Genomic DNA, 19,630 nt, shown 5'->3' on the forward strand with positions numbered 1-19,630 from the left:
GGGCAGGCTCACCAGCGCAACACCCTGGGTCCGAGCAAGGCGCCCAGGCCCGTCGTCAGCAGGATGCCCAGCGTGTACCACACGGCCACGAAGGCGGCCGAGTCCTCGACGCACGACAAGGCATAGCCGGCGGCGCCCAAGGCGCCGGCCCACAGGCCGGCGCTGGCGCCGGCCTCGCGCAGCCGGGTGGGGGCCAGTCGCCGCAGCACCACCAGCGTGGCCGCCAGGGCGGGCAGCGAGAGCAGGAAGACGCTCCACGGGCACGTGGGCCAGGAATGTCCCAACACGGCCTGCGCACGCTGCCCGGCCGGGGTGGCGGCCAGCACCGCCAGACCCAGCGCCAGCATCAGACCCACCACGCCCAGCGCCACCCGGGCCGGGACGCTCACGGCTGCTACCGGCCGGGCCAGCCGCGCGGTGAGCCAGCCGCCCGCCGCGGCCAGCGCGCCGGCGTAGGCCAGCTTGATCCACGGCGCCGCAGTGGCGTACATTGCTGCGGGAATCGCCCCCAGGATGCCCACCGCCAGCAGCGCACTGAGCGTCACACCGGCCAGCGCCACCGGCAGCAGGCGCGGGGCCATCGACACCCGCGGCGCCGGGCCCGCACCGCGGGCCAGCAGGGAGATCAGGTCTTCGGTCTTCATGGCCATTCCTTGGCCAGCATTGCCAGCCGCTTCAATCCACGGTGCACCTGCACTTTGAGGGCCGACACCGACGCGCCGGTGCGTGCGGCCGCCTCGGCCACCGACAAGCCCTCCACCTTGGTCAGCACGATGGCCCGGCGCTGGGCCTCGGGCAGGGCGTAGAGCAAGGTGGAGAGGTCGCGCCGCGCGTCGCCGTCGGTGGCGGCCGGTACGGCCAGCGCCGCCTCGTCCACTTCGTCCAGCGCCTGGTGCCAGGCCTCGCGCCGTCCGCGCCGGCGCCACAGATCGATCAGCTTGTGCCGGGCGATCGCCAGCATCCAGGCGCTCACGGGCCAGCGGGGATCGTAGGTGCCGCGCTGCAGGTGCAGCGCCAGCAAGGTCTCCTGGACCAGATCCTCCACCTCGTCGGGCAGCCTCTGCAGGCGGTGGCGCAGGTAGTCGCGCAGGCGCTGTGCGATCTGCTCCAGGGCAGCCCGGTAGGCCTGCTCGTCGCCGGCCTGCGCGCGCAGCCACAGCGGCCTGAGTTGGGCTTCGAAATCGTCCGGGGCGCGAGCGTCGGTCATGGGCAGCAGGCGGCTGGGGCGCCGGGCCGGGTCGCCAGGCCCTGCGGCGCGCGTCGCATTATCGACCGCTGGCCCGAGCCGCACCCCATCGGGGCCGGGCCAGGCGGGGGCGGCCGCGCTCATGCGCGGCTCCCGGCGCGGTGGCTGGGCCCCAAACGCCGCGCCAGCAGGTGGTCTAGCGACACGGTGCCCGGGCCGCGTGTCATCAGCCACAGGGCCACCGCCGCCCACACGCCGTGGGTGGGCCAGGCGCCGGGGTAGACCAGTGTCTGGATCACCGCGGTCATACCCAGCAGGCCCAGCGCCGCCAGCCGTGTGCCCAAGCCCAGGAGCAGCATCAGGGGCAGCACATGCTCGGCCCCGGCCGCTAGCAGGGCCGCGGCCTCGGGCGCAATCAGCGGCAACCGATATTCCTCGCGGAACAAGGCGACGGCCGAATCGGCCAGGCGGGGCCAGCCCAGCTCGAACCGTCCTTCCAGCAAATCCACGGCCAAACCCTCGACCTTGGTCTGCCCCGAGCGCCAGAACACCCCGGCCAGGGCCACGCGGCCCAGCAAAGCGATCAGCGACTCGGGCACCCGCGCGAAAGCGGCATGCGCGCGCGCGATCCACGCAAGCGGGACACCGGGGCGTGCCGGGGGCGGGGTGCCGTTCATGTTCATGCCGGGACTCCTTCATACAAGGGGGCAGCGCAGGCCCCATGCCGCATCAGCAGGGCCAAGCTGGCGGGCAGGTCCAGCCCTTGCCCGGCCTCGGCCACGGCCTCGCCCAAGGGGCGGCGTCGCTGCAGCGCGAGGGCGAAGCGGGCCGTGGGCAGCGGCACCGGCACGATGACGACCTCCTCGTCTTCGCGCAGCACCACAGCGGCCTCGGGCTGGTCGATGGACACGTCTTCGATGCGGCCTGGGCCCTGGTGGGCCGCCCACAGCGACACCACGGCCCAGCGGGATGCCAGCACCTGCACGTCAGGCCGCAGCGGCAGGACGAGTCCGGGCAAGCGCTCGGGCGTCGTCAGTGCGCTGTGCAGGCGCTGCAAGGGGCAGGCGGGAGCGTCGGCGGCGTGGTAGGCCCGCACGCGGGCGTATTCCAGGCGGGCCAGATCCGGCAGCCAGGGCAGCGTGTACAGGGGCGGCTGATCGGCCAGCCATGGTGCGAACTGCTCGCCATGGTGCGCCACCACCGGCGAGCGCGGAGGCTGGGCGCGCACATAGTCTTTCGCCAAGGCGCGAAAGCAGTCGTCGCCCAGTTGTGCCCGCACCACCGGGAAGGTGTCGGCCAGCGCATCGACGAGGGAGAGGATCACGGTGTTGCGATGCACGTCCAGGCGCGCCGCGGGGTCCGAGCCGTTCCAGGCCCGCAAGCCCGGCACGGTGGCCTGCGGGTCGAGCAGGGCGCGAGCGAAGGCGTTCTGTGTCCGGGCGGCGTGCGTCCTCATGCCATGCCCCCCATCGCGGCCGGGGACCGCCACCTTTGCATTGCCTGGCGGGCCTGCAAGGCTTCGGCCTCGAGCTGGGCCAGCGAGGGCAGGTGCTGGTCGCGTTCCAACAAGGTGGGGATCGGTCCCAGACGCCTGAGCGCGTGTTCGTACAAGTCCCATACGGCAGGCGCCACCGGCGCCCCATGGGTGTCGATCAGCAGCAGGTCACCCGCTGCGTCGCGGTCCACGGCGAAGCCAGCCAGGTGGATCTCGCCGACGGCGTGGGCCGGCAGCGCGTCGATGAAGGCGCGTGCGTCGCGGCCCTGGTTGACGGCGCTCACGTGGGCGTTGTTCACGTCCAGCAGCAAGCCGCAGCCGGTACGGCGCACCGTCTCGGCCAGGAACGCGGCCTCGTCCATCGTCGAGTCCTCGAACGCGAGGTAAGTGCTGGGGTTTTCCAGCAGCAGCCGCCGGCCCAGCCGCTCCTGGGCCTGGTCGATGTGGTCGCACACGCGCGCCAGCGTCTCGGCCGTGTAAGGCAGGGGCAACAGGTCGTTGAACCAGTGCCCGCCATGGCTCGACCAGGCCAAGTGCTCGGAGAACCAGGCGGGCTCGAAACGGTCGATGAGGGCCCGCAGCCTCCCCAGATGGGCCTCGTCCAGCGGATCGGCTCCGCCCAGGGACAGGCCCACGCCGTGCAGCGACAGCGGCCAGCGCTCACGCAGGCGCTCCAGGCGGCGCACAACGGGCCCGCCGTCGACCATCAGGTTCTCGGCATGCAGCTCGAAGAAATCCATGGCCGAGCCGCGGTCGAGCACCTCGGCCAAGTGGCCGGTCTTCAAGCCGAGCCCTACACCACCGGGCGGGCACGGCCGCACGGCAGGGGCGCAAGGGTCGGGGCGGGCCATGGCGCGTGCCGCCTCAGGTCTTTTCCTTGAACGCCTGAAGCTGGCCGTACCCCGTGGGCGAGGTCGGCGAGGCCATCTTCTCGCAGGTGCCCTTGGGCACGAATTTCCAGGCATTGCCCTGGTGATCTCGCTTGGACGTCCCGGCGCAGGTGGTGCCTGGTCCGGCGGCGCAATCGTTCTGGCCCTTGAGGGCCACACCGTAACATTTCTCCTTGCCCACCTCTTGGGCTTGCGCCGGGGCGTGGGTCAGGCTCAGGGCGGCGCCCAGCGCCAGGGCGAGGGCGGCTGCCCCCGCTGGGCTCGTCAGCATGTGCGACATCATCATCTCCTTGCTCGGTGGGGCATCGGTGTCGGCCGATGCGACAGCCGGCGGCCGTCCTGGGTGAGTACGCCGGCGCGCTGGCACGGGTTACGCACGCGGGCTCTTTCTTTTTTTGGGCGTCGCTGTAACCTGCAGGCTGTTTGCAGCGAAAGCAAGCGCCCACGACTTCAAGATCCTTGCCTGCCATGACCGTCTTTTACTGGGTGATGGGTGTGCTCATCGTTGGCACACTCATCCCGTCGGCCCTGTTCCTGCTGCTGTACGCCGTCACAGGCAATGACGTCCTGGCCCGCCGCGCCGGCGCGTTGTGGGCCTATACCCGCACCTTCGCCTTGTTCGGCGTGAACATCCTCATCTGGGGCCATGTCGCGGCCGGGCTGTGGGACATTGCCTTCGGTTGAGGCCTGTCCGTACGATGGGGCTTGCGTCGAGTGTCGATGGGCCCTAGACGAACTTCCCGATCAGCATCGCCAGGAAGCTCAGCAGCACCGCGCTGGCCAAGGGCAGATGCCAGTGCCGGCCGCCCAAACGGAACCGGAAGTCGCCGGGCAGTCGGCCCAGGCCGATCCTGTGCAGCCAGTGACTCACCCCGTTGAAGACGATCAGGGTGACGACGATGACCAGCAGCCAACGCAGCATAGGCACTCAGCCTAGATCCGGCCGTTGGGCACGCCCAAGCGGGCCCGAGGGCGGTTCGATCGGGTGTGCCGCGCGCTCACCCGAAAGGTGGAGCGCATCGCGGCCCATGTCGTCAAGCGTCTCAAAACGTGGCATGCGCAGAAAAGCGGTCAACTGCCGGATCCAGGCTCAGAGCCGGTGGCTGCGGTCGCCATGGGCAAAGCCGATGGGCTCGAAGTGCCGCAGGTCGAAGCCGCGCGCCAACCCGATCACCTTGAAAAGCTCGCCCATCTCGTGCTCGTTGACGAGCTTTTGCACTGCGGCGGCTGCTCGCGGATCGCCTTCGGGCATCAGCTCCAGCAGGCCGCAATTGAGCAGGAAGTGGCCCTGGGAGGTGTAGCCCAGCACGTCCAACCCCGCATCCTGGCCGGCCAGCGCGATGCCGGTGAAGTTCACGTGCGCGGTGATGTCCTTCTCCCCCACGTCCACCAGGGGGTCGGGATCGGCGCGGTGGGCACGGTGGCACATCAGCGTGCCGCCGCGGCGTTGGGGCAGGTAATACTCGTCCTCGGGAAAGCCGTAGTCGATCAGGAAGACCACGCCGCGCGTGAGATGGGCCGCCAGCGTGCGCACGAAGGCCTCGGCCTGGGGGTGGATCTCCGTGACAGTGCCGGGCGCGAAGGCGGCTTGCACTGGCGGGCGCAGATCGGTGGGCCGGTCGCGCCAGACGAAACGGGCGCCGTCCATGCCCACACCGCGCTCCAGCCACTGCTGCCCGTCGAAGTGCAGCAACTGCACCGGCATTGCATCGAGCACCTCGTTGCCGATCACGACCCCGCGCATCGCCTCGGGCAGCCGGTCGTGCCAGTGCACACGCGCCAGGTGCGCGGGCTGCTCGGCCGCCAGGCGCTCGCGCTGGCGCTCGCGCAAGACCCCCGAGAGATCGACGATGTGGTAGGCCGAGACCGCCGGCCCCAGGGCCCCCAGGATCTGGCTGGCCAAGGCGCCCGAGCCGGCGCCGAACTCCCAGACCTCGGCGGTGCCGCTGGCCACCAGGGCCTGGCGCAACTGCCGGGCCAGGGCCTGGCCGAACAGCGGGGTCAGCTCGGGGGCGGTGACGAAGTCGCTGCCGCTGCCGGGCAGGAGCCCGAACTTGCGGCGATCGTTGGCGTAGTAGCCCAGCCCCGGGGTGTATAGGGCGGCGGCCATGAAGCGGTCGAAGCTCCACCAGCCCCCGTCGGCAGCGATGGCCTCGCGCAGGCGCTCGGACAGGGCGCCCGCTACACTGACGGGTTCATTGGTCTGCATCGCGGCATTGTAGGTAGCCGTCCATGTCCGCTCGCTCCATGCCCCCGAAAACCCCTGGCGAAGCCTCGCGTCCCGTGGTCCTGATCACCGGCGCCGCGCGCCGTCTGGGTCGCGCGATCGCCAACGATCTGGCTGCGCAGGGCTGGGACATCGCGCTGCACCACCGCGCCTCGGCGGCCGATGCCGAGCAGACGGCCGCCCAGTGCCACGGCGCCGGTGCTCGCGTGGCGGTGCTGGCGGCAGACCTGGCCGACGAGGCCGCCTGCCAGGCGCTGGTGCCGCAGGCCGTGGCCGCGCTCGGGCGGCTCGATGCGGTGGTCAACAATGCCTCGCTCTTCGAGTACGACGACGCGCTGACGACCCGCTTTGCATCGATGCAGCGCCACTGGAGTGTCAACACCGCCGCCCCGGTGGTGCTGGCCCAGGCGCTGGCGCGGCATCTGGGGGGTGGCGGCCGGCGCGGCTGCGTGGTCAACCTGCTCGACCAGAAGCTGTGGAACCCCAATCCCGACTACTTCGCCTACACGCTGTCGAAGGCGGCACTGGAGTCGGCCACCACGCTGCTGGCCCAGGCGCTGGCGCCGGCGGTGCGCGTGGTGGGCGTGGCCCCGGGCGTGACCCTGCCCTCGGGGCCGATGAGCGATGCAGAGTTCGCCGCCTCGCATCGCATGACGCCGCTGCAGCGCTCGTCCACGCCCGAGGACATCGCCCAGGCCGTGCGCTTCGTGCTGCAGTCCCCGGCGATCACGGGCACCACCTTGCTGGTCGACGGCGGCCAGCATCTGAGCGCCCAAGCGCGCGACGTGATGTTCATCGCGCGTCAGGGTCAGGCTTTCCCCAAGGAATGACATGCAATCCCTGCTGAACCATCCGAGCCTGATGGACTGCCGCCGGCTCTTCCTGCGTAACTACGAGGTGTGGATCAACATCGGTGTGCACGACTTCGAGAAGCGTGGCGAGCAGCGGGTGCTGATCAACGTGGAGCTGTACGTGCCCCTGTCGACCACCACGCCCAAGGCCGACCGGCTGGAGGAGGTGGTCGACTATGATTTCATCCGCCGTACCATTGCCAAGCGGGTCGCGCAAGGGCACATCCACCTGCAAGAAACCCTGTGCGACGACGTGATCGAACTGATGATGGCCCACCCCCAGGTCAAGGCCGCGCGGGTGTCCACCGAGAAGCCCGACGTGTATCCCGATTGCGATGCCGTGGGGGTGGAGGTGTTCCGGGTGAAGGAGATGGCATGAGCACCGTGCTGGACGAGCGCCGCGGCGGCAAGACGGCCGAAAAGCTGGCCTTCGAGGCCAACAAGCTCAGCAAGCGCCTGCACCGTCTGGTGGGCCAGGCGATTGCCGACTTCAACATGATCGAGCCCGGCGACAAGGTCATGGTGTGCATGTCCGGCGGCAAGGACAGCCATGCCCTGCTCGACATCCTGATCAACCTCAAGCAGCGCGCGCCGGTGCATTTCGACCTGGTGGCCGTCAACCTCGACCAGAAGCAACCGGGCTTCCCGGCGCACGTGCTGCCCGAGTACCTGAGGAGCCGCGGCGTGGACTTCCACATCGAGGAGCAGGACACCTATTCCATCGTCAAGCGCCTCATTCCCGAGGGCAAGACCACCTGCAGCCTGTGCTCGCGCCTGCGCCGCGGCATCCTCTACCGCGTGGCGGGCGAGCTGGGAGCCACCAAGATCGCTCTGGGCCATCACCGCGACGACATGCTGCAGACCTTCTTCCTCAACATGTTCTTCGGCGGCAAGCTCAAGGGCATGCCGCCCAAGCTGGTGAGCGACGACGGCAAGCACATCGTGATCCGCCCGCTGGCCTACGTGCCCGAGCACGACCTGGCCGCCTGGGCCGAGCACCGCCAGTTCCCGATCATCCCCTGCGACCTGTGCGGCAGCCAGGAGAACCTGCAGCGCAAGCAGGTGGGGGCGATGCTGCGCGAATGGCAGAAGAAGTACCCCGGCCGCATCGAGAACATGTTCTCGGCGTTACAGACGGTGGTGCCCTCGCACCTGATGGACCGGAACCTCTATCCCTTCGCCAGCCTCCAACCCACCGGCGTGGCCGATGCCGGGGGTGACAAGGCCTTCGACGAGGACGAGGACTGCGCTGCGCCGTCCGCTGCGGTGGTGAGGCTGCAGCTCGACGGCTGAGCCGCCCGGTCGCGGCACGGAGACCCGAGATGCGCTGGACGATGTGGTGGGCGATGGCTGCAGTGCTGCTGCTGGGCGGCTGCGCCGGCATGCGCCTGATCGAAAGCGACGTGAACAGCCACTCGCAGTGGCCCTCCGGCCGGGCTCCCGGCAGCTTCCACTTCGAGCGCCTGCCCTCCCAGCAGGCCCAGGCCGCCCGGCAGGATGCCGTGGAGGCCGCTGCGCTGCCGGCGCTGCAGAAAGCAGGCTTCACCCTGGCCGCGCCCGGCACGACGCCGGAGTATGCGATCCAGGTGGCCAGCCGCCTGACCCGCTACGACCGGGCGCCCTGGGACGACCCCTATCCCTGGGGCTGGAACACGGGCCTGTTCTACGGCGGGCGCTACCACCGGGGCGCCAGCCTGGGCCTGAGCTTCTATGCCCCGCAGCCCTACTATGTCCAGGACGTCTCGGTGCTGATCCGCGACGCGCGCACGCAGCGGGTGCTGTACGAGACCAGCGCCCGCCACGACGGCCGCTGGGCCGACGAGGCGGTGCGAGGCACGCTCTTCGAGGCCGCGATGAAGGACTTCCCGCAGCCGGCGATCAGTCCGCGCCGCGTGCGGATCGAGATTCCCCGCTGAGCCGGGCCTCCTGGTCCGCGAGCTGGTGCCGGGCCAGTTCGCGGAAGCGTCGTGGCGGCCACCCGGTGTGCTGCGTGAAGAAGCGCGTGAAGTACGCCGCATCGGCAAAGCCCAGGGTCAATGCGATCTCCTTCACGCTGAGCTGCGTGTAGGCGAGGTCGCGCTTGGCCTCCAGCAGCAGCCGCTCGTGCAACGCGCCCAGGGCCGAGGTGCGCAGCACCTCGCGGCACACGCGGTTGAGCTGGGTGGTGGTGATGCCCAGTTGCCGGGCATAGAACGACAGGGGGTGCTGCGCCCGGTAGTGCTGTTCCACCAGCGCACGGAAGCGCTGCACATGCTGCAGGCTGCGCGACGGCGGCTGTGCACCGTGTGCGCCGGCGGTCTCCAGGGCCCGGCCCAGGCGCACCAGCACCATGCCGAGCGCGGCCGTGAGGGCCGTCATGCGCCAGGGGGCGTGCCCCTGGGTCTCGGCCGTCAGCGCGCGCACCGCTTCGTCCAGTGCCTGGAAGGCCGGGGCCTGCGGCTCGAAGCTCAGGCACTGCGCACGCGCCAGCCGCGCTTCCAGATCGGGCTCGGCGTGCAGCAGGGCCTGCAGGCGCTGGGCCACCACGGTCACGATGACACCGTCGGTGTCGGTCGAGAAGCGAAAGCCGTGCACCGTCAGCGCCGGCACGAAGACCACGCACGGTGCGACATAGGGCCGCCGCTCGTCGTCGAACACCACCTCGCCCTGCCCGGTGCGCAAGCACAGGATCTGTGCGAAAAGATCATGCCGATGCGGCCGGATCTCCCAGTCGTAGAGCCGGCTGCGCTGGGCGATGGACTCGACGTGCAGGCTCTCGGGAATCAGGGGTTGATCCTGCTCGCCGTAGAGTGCGTAGGTGGGAACCCGGGTGGCCATGCTTGCAGGGGCTGTGGATGTTCGGATTGTGCAAATAATTGTCCGGCGCGTCCATTTCACCCCGGCCAAGGCCTCACTAAGCTTGAGACAAATCAACCCGCCCTGACCTGCCAGGAGACCTTCCATGCGCGTGCAAGTTGCCATCGTCGGCGCCGGCCCTTCAGGCCTGCTGCTCGGCCAGTTGCTGTACCGGGCCGGCATCGACGCCGTCATCCTGGAGCAGCGCAGCCCCGACTACGTGCTCGGCCGCATCCGTGCCGGCATCATTGAGCAGGTCACCCAGGATCTGCTGGACCAGGCCGGAGTGGGTGAGCGCATGCACCGCGAGGGTCTGGTGCATCACGGCATCGAGCTGTGCTTCAAAGGAGCGCGCCATCGCATCGACCTCACCGGCTTGACGGGCGGCAAGTCCGTGCGGGTCTATGGCCAGACAGAGATCACCCGCGACCTGATGGACGCCCGCCGTGCCGAAGGCCTGACCACGGTGTACGAGGCGGCCAACGTCAGCCTGCACGGCTTCGACACCGAGCACCCGCGCGTGCGCTACGACAAGGATGGCGTGACGCACGAGATCGAGTGCGACTTCATCGCCGGCTGCGACGGCTACCATGGTGTGAGCCGCGCCAGCGTGCCCGAGGGCGCGATCCAGACCTTCGAGCGCGTCTACCCCTTCGGCTGGTTGGGCATCCTGTCGGATACCCCGCCGGTCAGCGACGAGCTCATCTACACCCACCACGAACGCGGCTTTGCGCTGTGCAGCATGCGCAGCCCCACGCGCAGCCGTCACTACGTGCAGGTGCCGCTGGGCGAGAAGGTCGAGGACTGGAGCGACGAGCGCTTCTGGGACGAGTTGCGCCGCCGGCTGGATCCGCAGGCTGCACAGTCGCTGGTGACCGGCCCTTCGATCGAGAAGAGCATCGCCCCGCTGCGCAGCTTCGTGGCCGAACCCATGCGCTTTGGCCGTCTGTTCCTGGCCGGCGATGCGGCCCACATCGTGCCGCCCACCGGGGCCAAGGGCCTGAACCTGGCCGCCTCCGACGTGGGCTACCTCTCGCGCGCCTTCATCGAGTACTACCAGGAGCGCAGCAGCGCCGGCATCGACCACTACTCCGAGAAATGCCTGCGCCGCGTGTGGAAGGCCGAGCGCTTCTCCTGGTACATGACGAGCCTGCTGCACCACTTCCCCGACAACGGCGACTTCGGCCGCAAGATCCAGGAGGCCGAACTCGACTACCTCGTGGGCTCGCGCGCGGCCTCCACCGCACTGGCCGAGAACTACGTCGGGTTGCCGCTGGAGGCCTGAGGCGCGTGAGCCCTCGCGACGGGCCGCAGCAGCGCGATCCTCAGTGCACGAAGCCGATCGTCGTCCGGCGCGGCCCGAGGTCGGGCAGATCGCGCACCTCGATGCGACTGCGCCGATCGAGCTTGGCGTTGCCGAAGGCCGTCATCCAGGCGCGGCGCATCTCGCGCGGGGCCAATTCGGCCAGGCGGTCGAGCACGGCCTCCAGCGGCTCGGGCTCGAAGCGTGCGCCCCAGTCGTGCTCGGCTCGGATCGACGCATACAGGCGCAGCGCGATCTTGCGCGCCGCCTCGCGGTCGGGCGCGGGCACGTTGTAAACGTTCATCCGGTTCAGCAGGGGCTCGGGAATGGCCCGCTCGTCGTTGGCCGTGGCCACCCAGATGACCTGGCTGGCATCGATGGGCACCTCGGCAAACTCGTCGGTGAAGCTGCCGGCGGTGTCGTGTTCGAGCAGGCTGTATAGCGACCCCAGCGGGTCGTAGCTCGATTCGGCCGAGGCCTTGTCGATCTCGTCGACGACGATGACCGGGTTCGCGTACTGGCCCTCCACCAGGGTCTCGAAAACCTTGCCGGCGCGGGCGCCCTTCCATTGCGACGAAGCGCCCGAGAGCACCCAGCCGGCGGTGAGCGAGCTCATCGCGACGAACCCCATGCCCGTGCCCAGCAGTTGCGACAGCCGCCGCGCGAAGTGCGTCTTGCCCACGCCCGGGGGGCCCAGCAGCAGCATCGGCGTGATCTCCAGCGCGTCTCGGCTGTCCTCGCACAGCGCGAGCTGGCGCTTCACGTCGTCGAGCACCTCGGCGAAATTGGGCAGTTCGTCATAGAGCGAGGCCATCACCGGCAGGCCCGAGGGCTTGACCTGGAAGCGCTCGGGGCCGCGCTCGATCATGCGCTCGTAGGTGGCACGCAGGTGTTCATGTTCCTTCTGCGGCAGCTTGTCCAGTCGGCGCTCCACGTCGCTGACGCGGTAGACGCTGCGCATGTGCGCGATCGGGATGGTGGCGTCCCGCACGGGGACCAGATCATGCGAGCTCATCGGCAACCTCCACTGCTGCGGCCGGTCGACTCATTGCAACAAAGCCTAGCGGGGCGCAACCACGGAACAAACAGGAAAACCCCCGCCTGTTGCAAGCACGAGCCATGCCCGGTCCGCATGACGTGAAGATTCGCACAAGCCAAAGCCCGACCGTGCTCCAGGGCCTTGTCAGGCCCTGGCCCGGGATGTCTGGCGCGCTCGCTCGCGGGGGCTTCACTTCACCCAGGTGTTGAGCTGGATGATGGGTAGCAGCACCGCCAGCACGATGAGCATGACGACCACGCCCATGCCCACAATGAGCAGCGGCTCCAGGACCGTGGCCAGTTGCATCGCTCGGCGCTGCACCTCCTGGCCGAGCTGAGCGGCCGCCCGGGCCAGCATCGTGGGCAGGGTGCCGGTCTGCTCGCCCAGGCGGATGAACATCGCCAGCAGCCCGGGGAAGCGCTTCTTGGCCCCCAGCGCCGAGGCCAGCGGGGCCCCTTCGCGCACCTGCACCAGGGCGTCGAGCGCGTCGGCACGCATCGCGCGGTTGCCCAGGGTCTCGGCCGCGGCTTGCAGCGCTTTCAGGATGGGTACGCCCGCGCCGGCCAGCATGGCCAGCGTGCCGGCAAAGCGGGCGGCGTTGTAGCCGCGCGAGAGCCGGCCCAGCAGCGGCAGGCGCAGCCAGGCCGCGTCGAAGCTTTCGCGGAAGGTCTCGTGGCGCAGGCCGTAGGCCAGCAGCGCGGCCCCGCCGGCCAGCCCCAGCGCCGCCAGCCAGCCCCAGTGGCGAACGAAGTCGCTGACGGCCAGCATGGCCACCGTGAGCCAGGGCAGGGCGCGCTTGCTGCCGGTGAACACCGAGGCCACCTGCGGCACCACGTAGGTGACCAGGAAGACCACGATGACCACGGCCACCAGCGACACGATCGCCGGGTACAGCGCCGCTGCGACGAGCCGGGCCTTCAGGGCCTGGCGCTCCTCCAGGTCGTCGGCGAGCTTCTCGAGCACCCGGCCCAGGCCACCGCTTTGCTCGCCGGCGGCCACCACGGCCCGGTAAATCTCGTCGAACTCGCGCGGGGCCGTCCCCAAGGCTTTGGCAAACGGGGCGCCGGCGTTGACCTCGCTGCGCAGGTGGGCCACCAGTTCGCGCTGGCGCGGGTCTTCGGCCTCGTCGGCCAGGGCGGTGAGCGCGCGTTCCAGCGGCAGCCCCGAGCTGACCAGTCCGGCCAACTGGCGGGTCCAGATCGCCAGGGCGGTGGAACTGAAGACCTTGCCGCGCAGACGGAGGGTGCCGGTGTCGTTGGCGGCGGCGCTGACGGTGCTCACCGACAGGGGCACGAGCTTCTGAGCGCGCAGCTGAGCGCGCGCGGCCTTGGCGTTGTCGGCCTCGATCAAGCCGGTGCTGGTGCGTCCGGCGGCGTCGAGGGCTTCGAAGCGGTAGGCCGGCATGAGCTCAGTCCCGCGTCACGCGCAGCACCTCTTCCAGCGAGGTGACGCCGGCGCGCACGAGGCGCTCGCCGTCCTCTCGCATGGTGCGCAGGCCACCTTGCTCGGCGGCCACGAAGAGCTGCGATTCGGCGGCGCGGCTGTGGATGAGCGCGCGCACCTTGTCGTCGGCCACCATCAGCTCGTACACGCCGGTGCGTCCCTTGTAACCCGTCATGCCGCATTCCTTGCAGCCCACGGGATGCCAGCGTCCGGACTCGTCCTGGCGCTTGCAGTGCGGGCACAGCTTGCGCACCAGGCGCTGGGCCAACACGCCCAGCAGGCTGGAACTCAGCAGGAAGGGCTCGATGCCCATGTCGATCAGGCGGGTGACGGCCGAGGGCGCATCGTTGGTGTGTAGCGTGGCCAGCACCAGGTGGCCGGTGAGCGAGGCCTGGATGGCGATCTGCGCGGTCTCGAAGTCGCGGATCTCGCCGATCATGATCACGTCCGGGTCCTGGCGCAAGATGGCGCGCAGGGCCTTGGCGAAGGTCAGGTCGATCTTGGCGTTGACCTGGGTCTGGCCGATGCCGGGCAGCTCGTATTCGATCGGGTCTTCCACCGTCAGCACATTGGTGGTGCTGGTGTCGATGCGTCCCAGGGCCGCGTACAGCGTGGTCGTCTTGCCCGAGCCGGTGGGGCCGGTGACGAGCACGATGCCATGGGGCTGGTCGATCAGGCGCGAAAAGCGCGCCAGGGTGTCGCCGCCCATACCCAGGCTTTCCAGCGTGAAGCGCGTGTCGCCCTTGTCGAGCAGACGCAGTACCGCACGCTCGCCATGGGCCGAGGGCAGCGTGGACACCCGCACGTCCACGCCGCGCCCGCCGATGCGCAGCGAGATGCGCCCGTCCTGGGGCAGGCGCTTCTCGGCAATGTCGAGTTCGGCCATGATCTTCAGGCGCGAGATCAACGCGGCATGCAAGGCCTTGTTGGGCTGCACCACCTCGCGCAGCGTGCCGTCCACGCGGAAGCGCACCGAGGAGCTGCGCTCGTAGGGTTCGATGTGGATGTCGCTTGCGCCGTCCTTGGCCGCCTGCGTGAGCAGGGCATTGAGCATGCGGATGATGGGCGCATCGTTGGCGGCCTCCAGCAGGTCCTCGACGGCGGGCAGGTCCTGCATCATGCGCGAGAGGTCCACGGCGCTTTCGACCTCGCCCACGACCGCCGCGGCGCTCGACTCGCCGCCGGCATAGGCCGCGGCGATGCGCTGGGCGAGGCTGGCCTGGGGTTCGTGTTCGAAGCGGTCCACCTGGAAATGGCGCAGCACTTCGGACAGGGCCGGCACGGCGGCCTGGGCATCGGCCCATAGCGTGAGCTGCTGGCCATCGTCTTCCAGCAGCAGGTGGTGCGCCTTGGCAAAGGCGTAGGGCAGGGGGTGGCGGGCGGCCATGGCGGGGGGCGCCTCTCAGTTCACCGGCTGGGGGGTGGCCGGTGCGGGGGCGGGCGGTGTGGCCGCATCGGCCGGTGGCGGCAGCTCGCGCGCGGGCAGCACGGGCGCTTCGTTGACCGGCAGCAGCGCGCGTGGCGGCGGCTGGGTGGCGATCTGCTGCGCGCGGATCTGGTCGTAGCGGTCCAGCGAGAGACGGTTGGAGGCATCCTGGTCGCGCATCACCACCGGGCGCAGGAAGACCATCAGGTTGGTCTTCACGCGCGAGCGGTTCTCGCTGCGGAACAGGCCGCCCAGCACCGGCACGTCACCCAGCACCGGCACTTTGTCCCGGTTGTCGGTGAACTGGTCCTGCATCAGCCCGCCCAGCACGATGATCTGGCCGTCATCCACCACCACGCTCGATTCGATCGAGCGCTTGTTGGTGACCAGCCCCGCCGTGGCGTCGGCCACGCCGCGCGAGACGTTCTGGTTCACCACGCTGGAGACCTCCTGGTAGATCGACAGGCGCACCGTGCCGTTCTCGCCGATCTGGGGCTTGACGCGCAGCGTGATGCCCACGTCCTTGCGCTCGATGGTCTGGAAGGGGTTGACCGCGCCGCTGCCGGTGCCGGTGTTGGTGAACTGACCCGTGACGAAGGGCACGTTCTGGCCGATGGTGATCTTGGCTTCCTCGTTGTCCAGGGTCACGAGGTTGGGCGTGGACAGGATGTTGCCGTCCACGTTCTGCTCCAGGAAGCGGGCCAAGCCAGCCAGCGTGTAGGTGCCCAGGAAATTGCGCACGATGCCCACGTTCAGCCCGGCCGAGGGCAGTGCACCGCTTTGCCCGCCGGTGGCGGCGGCCAGCGAGAGCTGGATGATGTTGTTGCCCCCGGTGCCGAAGTTGGTCCCGCCGATCAGGCCCCATTTGTCGCCTTCCTTGCCCAGCAGCCCCTGCCACTGGAAGCCCACGTCGGCGGCCTTGGTGGCGTTGACCTCAACGATCATCGTCTCGACGTAGACCTGGGCGCGCCGTGAGTCGAGCTGGTCGATCACCGCGCGCAACTGGCGGTACAGCGGGTCGGGGGCGGTGATGATCAGCGAGTTGGTCGCCGGGTCGGCCTGGATGAAACCGCCGGTGGACGGCTGCGCTGCGGCCGCCACCGGGGCGGTGGCCTGGGGGGAGCTGACGCCGCTGCCGCCGCCCATGCCTGCCAGGCTGGCGCCGGTGGGGGTGGCGGGTGCACCGGTGAGCGTGCCGCCGCCCGAGGCGGCTCCCCCGCGGCCATCGCTCGGGAAGGCGGCGCGCAGGACCTGGGCCAGGCGCACCGCGTCGGCGTTCTTCAGATAGACCACGTGGATGTTGCTGCCGCCCGCGCCCGCGGCGCCGGGCACGTCGAGCTTGGCGACGATCGAGCGGATCAGGGCCAGACGGGCCGGGTTGGCTGCACGCACCAGCAGGGCGTTGGTGCGCGAGTCGGCCAGCACGGTCCCCGCCGAGGTGCTGCCGCCGGCCACGGCCTGGGCCCCACCGGGCGCGCCGGGGGCGGGGGGCGGGGCGGCCGTCACGCCCGGGGCGGTCTGCTGGTCGAGCAGGCGCTGCACGAGCACGGCCACGTCGGCCGCCACCGCGTGCTGCAGCGGGATGATCTCCACGTCGGTGGCATTGGGCATGTCCAGCGCGGCGATGATGCGCGACAGGCGCCGCAGGTTGTCGGCATAGTCGGTGATGACCAGCGAGTTGTTGCCCGGGTTCACGTTGATCGTGTTGTTCGGGCTGATCAGCGGACGCAGGATGGTGACGAGGTTGTTCGCGTTCTCGTGCTGGATGCGGAAGATCTGGGTGAGGATGGTGTCGCCGCGTGCGGCCACGCCAGGCCCCGCGGACACCACGCCGGTCTGCAGCTTGGCGTCGGCCTCGGGCACGATCTTGTACAGGCCCTCGACCTCCACCACGGCAAAGCCCAGGCCCCGCAGCGCGGCCAGGAAGCTCACATAGGCCTCCGAGCGGCTCATGGGCTGCTCGCTGTACAGCGTCATCTGCCCCTTCACGCGCGGGTCGATGACGAACTGGCGGCGCAGGATCAGCCCCATCGCGCGGGCCACACCGTCGATCTCGGCGTTGACGAAGTTCAGCGTGACCTGGCCGGCGGCTTCGGCTGCGGGCTGCTGCGACCGCGCGACTGGGGGAGTGCCCAGGGCCAGGAGGCCGGCGGCCAGGGCCGCGCACAGGACCTGGGTGCCACGTCGGGCCAGAGGAGTGCGTTTCATGCTCATCCGATCGAGATGACCGAGCGCGCGCCGTCGCGCCGCCCGATGATGTTCAGGAGATTGTCCAGGGCGTCCTGGAAGCCCTCGCCGGCGCGGGCTTCGCCCCGGAAGCGTACGCCGCTCGGCCCCCAAAGGCCATCACCGCTGAGCTGCAGCGCGCCTTCGCGCGTGGACAGGACGATCTGCACCTGGCCCTGCTCGTTGCTGAACAGGCTCAGGCGGTAGCTGCCCAACTGGCTGAGCGTGACCAGTGGCGAGGAGGCGTTGAGGATGTCGAGGTCGGCACGGCCCTGCACCAGCCAGCGCCCGGCCGTGCCTTCCAGCGTGAGACCGGGACTGGACAGCCGCAGCGCGCCGCCGAGTTTCAGCGTATTCCACGGCGTGCCCAGGCCGCCGAGGAGGGCGCTGGGCCACTGGCCTGTCCAGCCCGACTGGGGCTGCAGTTGCACTGACAGGCGCGACCAGCCGAACTGCACGCGCAGGCCCACCTCGCCGTTCAGACAGCACGCCTGGCGCAGCCGCACCATCGCGCCCAGCCCCGCGGGCCGCAGCGTCCAGTGCAGGTGACCGGGCAGGGCGGTGGCGTCGCGGCTGCCCGGGCCGCCGGACAGCACCAGCACCGCTTGGCCGTTCCACACGGTGCCTTGAGCCTGGGCCAGCAACACGCGCTGACCACTGGCTGCCGCCACCGCCGAGGCCAGCCAGGTGGCCGGGGCGTACAGCAGCAGCGCCAGCAGCGCACCGCAGACGGCCCCGGCCCAGCCCCAGCGGCGCAGGCTGGCCTGGCGGGCCCGCGCGGCGGCGCTGGCGGCCGAGTCCAGGCGGGAGTTCGGGAAACGCGAATGGCCGAAGCGAGAGGCCCCGAACTGCGAGACGCCGAAGCGCGAGGCCGCCTGGCGGGCATCGCGCCAGCGTCCCAGGCGTGCGGTGAGCCAGCTCATGGGGCGTCTCCACCGAGCACCAACACGACGGTGCCGCTGTAGCCGTTGCCGCTGCGGGTGAGCTGCACATCCACTGGCCGCGCTCGCGCGGCGCTTCGTGCCTCGCCCAGCCAGGCCCACAGGACGTCGCCGGGCAGGCCCTGCACGACCAGCGTGGCCTGGGATCCCTGCAGGTTCAGGCGTGCAGCCGGCCCCAATCGTTCGGCGGCGGCCTGCAAGGCGCGTGCGGCCTGGGCGGCCGCCACCGGGGGGGCGTCGCGCAGTTCCCGCGCCTCCTGCGCCAGGCGCAGCATGTGCTGGGTCTGGGTGCTCACGTCGGCCAGGCGCTGAGGGGTGTCGCGCAGCGTGCGCAGGGCCGGCTGCAACCCCACCCACCACAGCAGCGCCAGCAGCACCAGCACGCCGGCCAACCGCACCAGGCGGCGTTCACGTTCGTCCAGCGCGCCCCAGCGCGAGCGCATCTGCTGCTGCCACTGTTGGCGCAGGTCGTCCAGCGTCATGAGCGCCCTCCTGCGGCGCGTCGCACGGTGACCTGCGACCCGTTGCGTTCGACGGTCCAGCCCTCCGGCTCCAACTGCTGCGCGAACTCGGCAAGATCCTCATCGGGCCAGCCGCCTACGGCCAGGGTGAGTTGACCGGGCTCGAAACGCAGTCCTTCGAGCACCCGGCCCTGCGGCCAGGCGCCGGCCACGGCCTGAAGCATGGGTTCGAGATCGGTCTCTCCGGGGCGGCCCGCTCGGGATCGTAGCAGCTCGGTCTCACGCTGCATCTGCACCGGGGCGTCGAGCACGGCGCGCACGTGCGGGAAGGTGGCCTGCAGCAGCGCGGCCTGCTCGGCGCGCAGCGCCTGCAGGTCGTGGCGTTGCTTCCAGGCCCAGGCATTGAGCCCCACGAGCTGGATGCCCAGCAGCGCCGCCAAGCCCAGCCGCACGGGCCGCCAGGCCGGCGCCCTGAAGGTGTGCCAGCCCTTGCGCAGCGCCCGCACGCCGCGGGGGCGGCTGCTCAGATCGAACTGGCGCAGGTTCCAGGCCGACTGCGCCGCCTGCAGCGCCGCCTCCGGACGCGGCAGCACCTCCACCGGCTGGCCCAGCACCTGTTCGGCCGCCGCCACGGCCGCAGGCTCGGCGCTCCAGACGATGGCCGAGGGATCTTCGCCGGCACCGTTCAGCCAATGCCGCATCAGGCTGCCCGTCGGACGCAGCGCCAGCACCCCGTCGGGGCGCGACCACACCAGGCCGAGGGCCCGGTCGTCGGCCGGGTCGACGAGCTCGAAATGTCCCCGCGGAGGATCCCCGGGCTCGGCCTGGGGCACGACACGGTCGACCACGATCCCGGCGGCCTCCAGCACGCCCAGTTGCAGCGCAAGCCAGCCGCGGTGCGTCGCCACCACCCAGGTCGGCGCTGCGGCCGACGCCCCGGGGGCCACGGCCAGGTGAGCGTCCTCCAGGTCTTCCAGCAAGGCTTCCTCGAGCAGCCCGGCCAGGGCGGCACGCATGCGGGCCTGCGGGGCCTTGGGCAGGCTGACCCGGTGCCAGGCGAGATCGGCGGCCGGGGCCACGGCCACGACCGCGTCGGCGCGTGGCATCAGCGCCGGGGCGCAGCGTCCGTGCCGGCCGACCAGGACACCGTCGCGGCTGAGCACGTAGTCGAACTCGGCCGGTGCGCGCAGTGCCGGGGCCGCTTCGCCGGCCGCAGTGCCGCTGCGGGGGCTCAAGCGCGGCCTGGGGGCCAGCGAGATGACGAGCAGACTCATACCGGGAGATCCATCGGTTCGATGCGAGGCCGC

22 protein-coding genes are annotated in these 19,630 nt (G+C 70.5%); 6 read left to right on the forward strand and 16 right to left on the reverse strand.

Annotated features, from left to right (window positions below):
* Positions 1-8: 8 nt before the first annotated feature.
* From ACK4ZD_RS07305 to ACK4ZD_RS07330, 6 genes are read right to left on the reverse strand one after another with little or no spacing between them, the layout of a single operon-like run.
* On the reverse strand, positions 9-644 hold the full coding sequence (locus tag ACK4ZD_RS07305; protein WP_409660084.1) for a DUF1109 domain-containing protein: 636 nt from the start codon (positions 642-644) through the stop codon (positions 9-11).
* Positions 641-1,330, reverse strand: a complete 690-nt coding sequence (locus tag ACK4ZD_RS07310; protein WP_409660085.1) for a sigma-70 family RNA polymerase sigma factor — start codon at positions 1,328-1,330, stop codon at positions 641-643. The genes ACK4ZD_RS07305 and ACK4ZD_RS07310 overlap by 4 nt, the downstream gene beginning before the upstream one ends.
* Positions 1,327-1,863 carry a DoxX family membrane protein gene (locus ACK4ZD_RS07315; RefSeq protein ID WP_409660175.1) on the reverse strand — a complete coding sequence of 179 codons (537 nt, stop codon included), beginning with the start codon at positions 1,861-1,863 and terminating at the stop codon, positions 1,327-1,329. The genes ACK4ZD_RS07310 and ACK4ZD_RS07315 overlap by 4 nt, the downstream gene beginning before the upstream one ends.
* 2 nt (positions 1,864-1,865) lie before the next feature.
* Positions 1,866-2,642, reverse strand: a complete 777-nt coding sequence (locus tag ACK4ZD_RS07320) for a putative DNA-binding domain-containing protein (protein WP_409660087.1) — start codon at positions 2,640-2,642, stop codon at positions 1,866-1,868.
* The gene (locus ACK4ZD_RS07325) at positions 2,639-3,532 is read right to left on the reverse strand and encodes a DUF692 domain-containing protein (RefSeq protein ID WP_409660089.1); all 894 of its coding nucleotides are present in this window, start codon (positions 3,530-3,532) and stop codon (positions 2,639-2,641) included. The genes ACK4ZD_RS07320 and ACK4ZD_RS07325 overlap by 4 nt, the downstream gene beginning before the upstream one ends.
* 13 nt (positions 3,533-3,545) lie before the next feature.
* A complete protein-coding gene (locus ACK4ZD_RS07330; RefSeq protein WP_409660091.1) occupies positions 3,546-3,851 on the reverse strand; it encodes a DUF2282 domain-containing protein in 306 nt (101 codons plus the stop codon).
* A gap of 188 nt (positions 3,852-4,039) precedes the next feature.
* Between ACK4ZD_RS07330 and ACK4ZD_RS07335 the strand changes: the two genes are divergently transcribed.
* Complete coding sequence (locus ACK4ZD_RS07335; RefSeq protein ID WP_409660093.1) at positions 4,040-4,255, forward strand: hypothetical protein; 216 nt, start codon at positions 4,040-4,042, stop codon at positions 4,253-4,255.
* Positions 4,256-4,298: 43 nt separating this feature from the next.
* Here the strand turns inward: ACK4ZD_RS07335 and ACK4ZD_RS07340 are convergent, their stop codons facing one another.
* Positions 4,299-4,493, reverse strand: coding sequence for a DUF2905 domain-containing protein (locus ACK4ZD_RS07340; RefSeq protein WP_409660095.1), 195 nt, complete (start codon positions 4,491-4,493; stop codon positions 4,299-4,301).
* Positions 4,494-4,661: 168 nt separating this feature from the next.
* Positions 4,662-5,780 (reverse strand): class I SAM-dependent methyltransferase, encoded by a 1,119-nt coding sequence (locus ACK4ZD_RS07345; RefSeq protein ID WP_409660097.1) that lies wholly within the window; start codon positions 5,778-5,780, stop codon positions 4,662-4,664.
* Positions 5,781-5,803: 23 nt separating this feature from the next.
* On the opposite strand from ACK4ZD_RS07345, the gene ACK4ZD_RS07350 reads away from it, so the two are divergent.
* From ACK4ZD_RS07350 to ACK4ZD_RS07365, 4 genes are read left to right on the forward strand one after another with little or no spacing between them, the layout of a single operon-like run.
* Positions 5,804-6,628, forward strand: coding sequence for an SDR family oxidoreductase (locus ACK4ZD_RS07350; RefSeq protein WP_409660098.1), 825 nt, complete (start codon positions 5,804-5,806; stop codon positions 6,626-6,628).
* Position 6,629: 1 nt separating this feature from the next.
* Positions 6,630-7,028: a dihydroneopterin aldolase gene (locus ACK4ZD_RS07355; protein WP_409660100.1), complete on the forward strand. Its 399-nt coding sequence runs from the start codon at positions 6,630-6,632 to the stop codon at positions 7,026-7,028.
* Positions 7,025-7,942: a tRNA 2-thiocytidine(32) synthetase TtcA gene (gene ttcA, locus ACK4ZD_RS07360; protein ID WP_409660101.1), complete on the forward strand. Its 918-nt coding sequence runs from the start codon at positions 7,025-7,027 to the stop codon at positions 7,940-7,942. The genes ACK4ZD_RS07355 and ttcA overlap by 4 nt, the downstream gene beginning before the upstream one ends.
* A gap of 29 nt (positions 7,943-7,971) precedes the next feature.
* A complete protein-coding gene (locus tag ACK4ZD_RS07365; protein WP_409660103.1) occupies positions 7,972-8,565 on the forward strand; it encodes a DUF4136 domain-containing protein in 594 nt (197 codons plus the stop codon).
* On the opposite strand, the gene ACK4ZD_RS07370 is transcribed toward ACK4ZD_RS07365, so the two are convergent.
* Positions 8,528-9,466, reverse strand: a complete 939-nt coding sequence (locus ACK4ZD_RS07370) for a helix-turn-helix domain-containing protein (RefSeq protein ID WP_409660105.1) — start codon at positions 9,464-9,466, stop codon at positions 8,528-8,530. The two genes, ACK4ZD_RS07365 and ACK4ZD_RS07370, sit on opposite strands and share 38 nt — an antisense overlap.
* A 124-nt stretch (positions 9,467-9,590) precedes the next feature.
* On the opposite strand from ACK4ZD_RS07370, the gene pobA reads away from it, so the two are divergent.
* Positions 9,591-10,769, forward strand: a complete 1,179-nt coding sequence (pobA, locus tag ACK4ZD_RS07375) for a 4-hydroxybenzoate 3-monooxygenase (RefSeq protein ID WP_409660107.1) — start codon at positions 9,591-9,593, stop codon at positions 10,767-10,769.
* Between the two features lie 40 nt (positions 10,770-10,809).
* Here pobA and ACK4ZD_RS07380 read toward each other — a convergent pair whose 3' ends face one another.
* From ACK4ZD_RS07380 to gspL, 7 genes are all read right to left on the reverse strand, one after another.
* Positions 10,810-11,802, reverse strand: coding sequence for an AAA family ATPase (locus tag ACK4ZD_RS07380; protein WP_409660109.1), 993 nt, complete (start codon positions 11,800-11,802; stop codon positions 10,810-10,812).
* A 213-nt stretch (positions 11,803-12,015) separates the two neighbouring features.
* Positions 12,016-13,230: a type II secretion system inner membrane protein GspF gene (gene gspF / locus ACK4ZD_RS07385; RefSeq protein ID WP_409660111.1), complete on the reverse strand. Its 1,215-nt coding sequence runs from the start codon at positions 13,228-13,230 to the stop codon at positions 12,016-12,018.
* A gap of 4 nt (positions 13,231-13,234) precedes the next feature.
* Positions 13,235-14,656, reverse strand: a complete 1,422-nt coding sequence (gene gspE / locus ACK4ZD_RS07390) for a type II secretion system ATPase GspE (protein ID WP_409660113.1) — start codon at positions 14,654-14,656, stop codon at positions 13,235-13,237.
* Between the two features lie 15 nt (positions 14,657-14,671).
* Positions 14,672-16,909, reverse strand: a complete 2,238-nt coding sequence (gspD, locus tag ACK4ZD_RS07395; protein WP_409660114.1) for a type II secretion system secretin GspD — start codon at positions 16,907-16,909, stop codon at positions 14,672-14,674.
* Positions 16,906-17,844, reverse strand: coding sequence for a type II secretion system protein N (gene gspN, locus ACK4ZD_RS07400; protein ID WP_409660116.1), 939 nt, complete (start codon positions 17,842-17,844; stop codon positions 16,906-16,908). Before gspN ends, gspD begins: the two co-directional genes overlap by 4 nt.
* Entirely contained in the window at positions 17,841-18,344 is a 504-nt protein-coding gene (gene gspM / locus ACK4ZD_RS07405) for a type II secretion system protein GspM (RefSeq protein ID WP_409660118.1), read from the reverse strand. Before gspM ends, gspN begins: the two co-directional genes overlap by 4 nt.
* Positions 18,341-19,597: a type II secretion system protein GspL gene (gene gspL, locus ACK4ZD_RS07410; protein ID WP_409660120.1), complete on the reverse strand. Its 1,257-nt coding sequence runs from the start codon at positions 19,595-19,597 to the stop codon at positions 18,341-18,343. Before gspL ends, gspM begins: the two co-directional genes overlap by 4 nt.
* Positions 19,598-19,630 lie beyond the last annotated feature (33 nt).

Origin of the sequence: Caldimonas sp. (genome assembly GCF_046291045.1) — a bacterium.
In the GTDB taxonomy this organism is placed as follows: Bacteria; Pseudomonadota; Gammaproteobacteria; order Burkholderiales; family Burkholderiaceae_C; genus Caldimonas.

What these genes read in the sequence shown, in the direction of transcription:
- ACK4ZD_RS07305 (WP_409660084.1), bottom strand. Translation starts at nt 644, where the DNA reads ATGAAGACCGAAGACCTGATCTCCCTGCTGGCCCGCGGTGCGGGCCCG.
- ACK4ZD_RS07310 (WP_409660085.1), bottom strand. Translation starts at nt 1,330, where the DNA reads ATGAGCGCGGCCGCCCCCGCCTGGCCCGGCCCCGATGGGGTGCGGCTC.
- ACK4ZD_RS07315 (WP_409660175.1), bottom strand. Translation starts at nt 1,863, where the DNA reads ATGAACGGCACCCCGCCCCCGGCACGCCCCGGTGTCCCGCTTGCGTGG.
- ACK4ZD_RS07320 (WP_409660087.1), bottom strand. Translation starts at nt 2,642, where the DNA reads ATGAGGACGCACGCCGCCCGGACACAGAACGCCTTCGCTCGCGCCCTG.
- ACK4ZD_RS07325 (WP_409660089.1), bottom strand. Translation starts at nt 3,532, where the DNA reads ATGGCCCGCCCCGACCCTTGCGCCCCTGCCGTGCGGCCGTGCCCGCCC.
- ACK4ZD_RS07330 (WP_409660091.1), bottom strand. Translation starts at nt 3,851, where the DNA reads ATGTCGCACATGCTGACGAGCCCAGCGGGGGCAGCCGCCCTCGCCCTG.
- ACK4ZD_RS07335 (WP_409660093.1), top strand. Translation starts at nt 4,040, where the DNA reads ATGACCGTCTTTTACTGGGTGATGGGTGTGCTCATCGTTGGCACACTC.
- ACK4ZD_RS07340 (WP_409660095.1), bottom strand. Translation starts at nt 4,493, where the DNA reads ATGCTGCGTTGGCTGCTGGTCATCGTCGTCACCCTGATCGTCTTCAAC.
- ACK4ZD_RS07345 (WP_409660097.1), bottom strand. Translation starts at nt 5,780, where the DNA reads ATGCAGACCAATGAACCCGTCAGTGTAGCGGGCGCCCTGTCCGAGCGC.
- ACK4ZD_RS07350 (WP_409660098.1), top strand. Translation starts at nt 5,804, where the DNA reads ATGTCCGCTCGCTCCATGCCCCCGAAAACCCCTGGCGAAGCCTCGCGT.
- ACK4ZD_RS07355 (WP_409660100.1), top strand. Translation starts at nt 6,630, where the DNA reads ATGCAATCCCTGCTGAACCATCCGAGCCTGATGGACTGCCGCCGGCTC.
- ttcA (WP_409660101.1), top strand. Translation starts at nt 7,025, where the DNA reads ATGAGCACCGTGCTGGACGAGCGCCGCGGCGGCAAGACGGCCGAAAAG.
- ACK4ZD_RS07365 (WP_409660103.1), top strand. Translation starts at nt 7,972, where the DNA reads ATGCGCTGGACGATGTGGTGGGCGATGGCTGCAGTGCTGCTGCTGGGC.
- ACK4ZD_RS07370 (WP_409660105.1), bottom strand. Translation starts at nt 9,466, where the DNA reads ATGGCCACCCGGGTTCCCACCTACGCACTCTACGGCGAGCAGGATCAA.
- pobA (WP_409660107.1), top strand. Translation starts at nt 9,591, where the DNA reads ATGCGCGTGCAAGTTGCCATCGTCGGCGCCGGCCCTTCAGGCCTGCTG.
- ACK4ZD_RS07380 (WP_409660109.1), bottom strand. Translation starts at nt 11,802, where the DNA reads ATGAGCTCGCATGATCTGGTCCCCGTGCGGGACGCCACCATCCCGATC.
- gspF (WP_409660111.1), bottom strand. Translation starts at nt 13,230, where the DNA reads ATGCCGGCCTACCGCTTCGAAGCCCTCGACGCCGCCGGACGCACCAGC.
- gspE (WP_409660113.1), bottom strand. Translation starts at nt 14,656, where the DNA reads ATGGCCGCCCGCCACCCCCTGCCCTACGCCTTTGCCAAGGCGCACCAC.
- gspD (WP_409660114.1), bottom strand. Translation starts at nt 16,909, where the DNA reads ATGAGCATGAAACGCACTCCTCTGGCCCGACGTGGCACCCAGGTCCTG.
- gspN (WP_409660116.1), bottom strand. Translation starts at nt 17,844, where the DNA reads ATGAGCTGGCTCACCGCACGCCTGGGACGCTGGCGCGATGCCCGCCAG.
- gspM (WP_409660118.1), bottom strand. Translation starts at nt 18,344, where the DNA reads ATGACGCTGGACGACCTGCGCCAACAGTGGCAGCAGCAGATGCGCTCG.
- gspL (WP_409660120.1), bottom strand. Translation starts at nt 19,597, where the DNA reads ATGAGTCTGCTCGTCATCTCGCTGGCCCCCAGGCCGCGCTTGAGCCCC.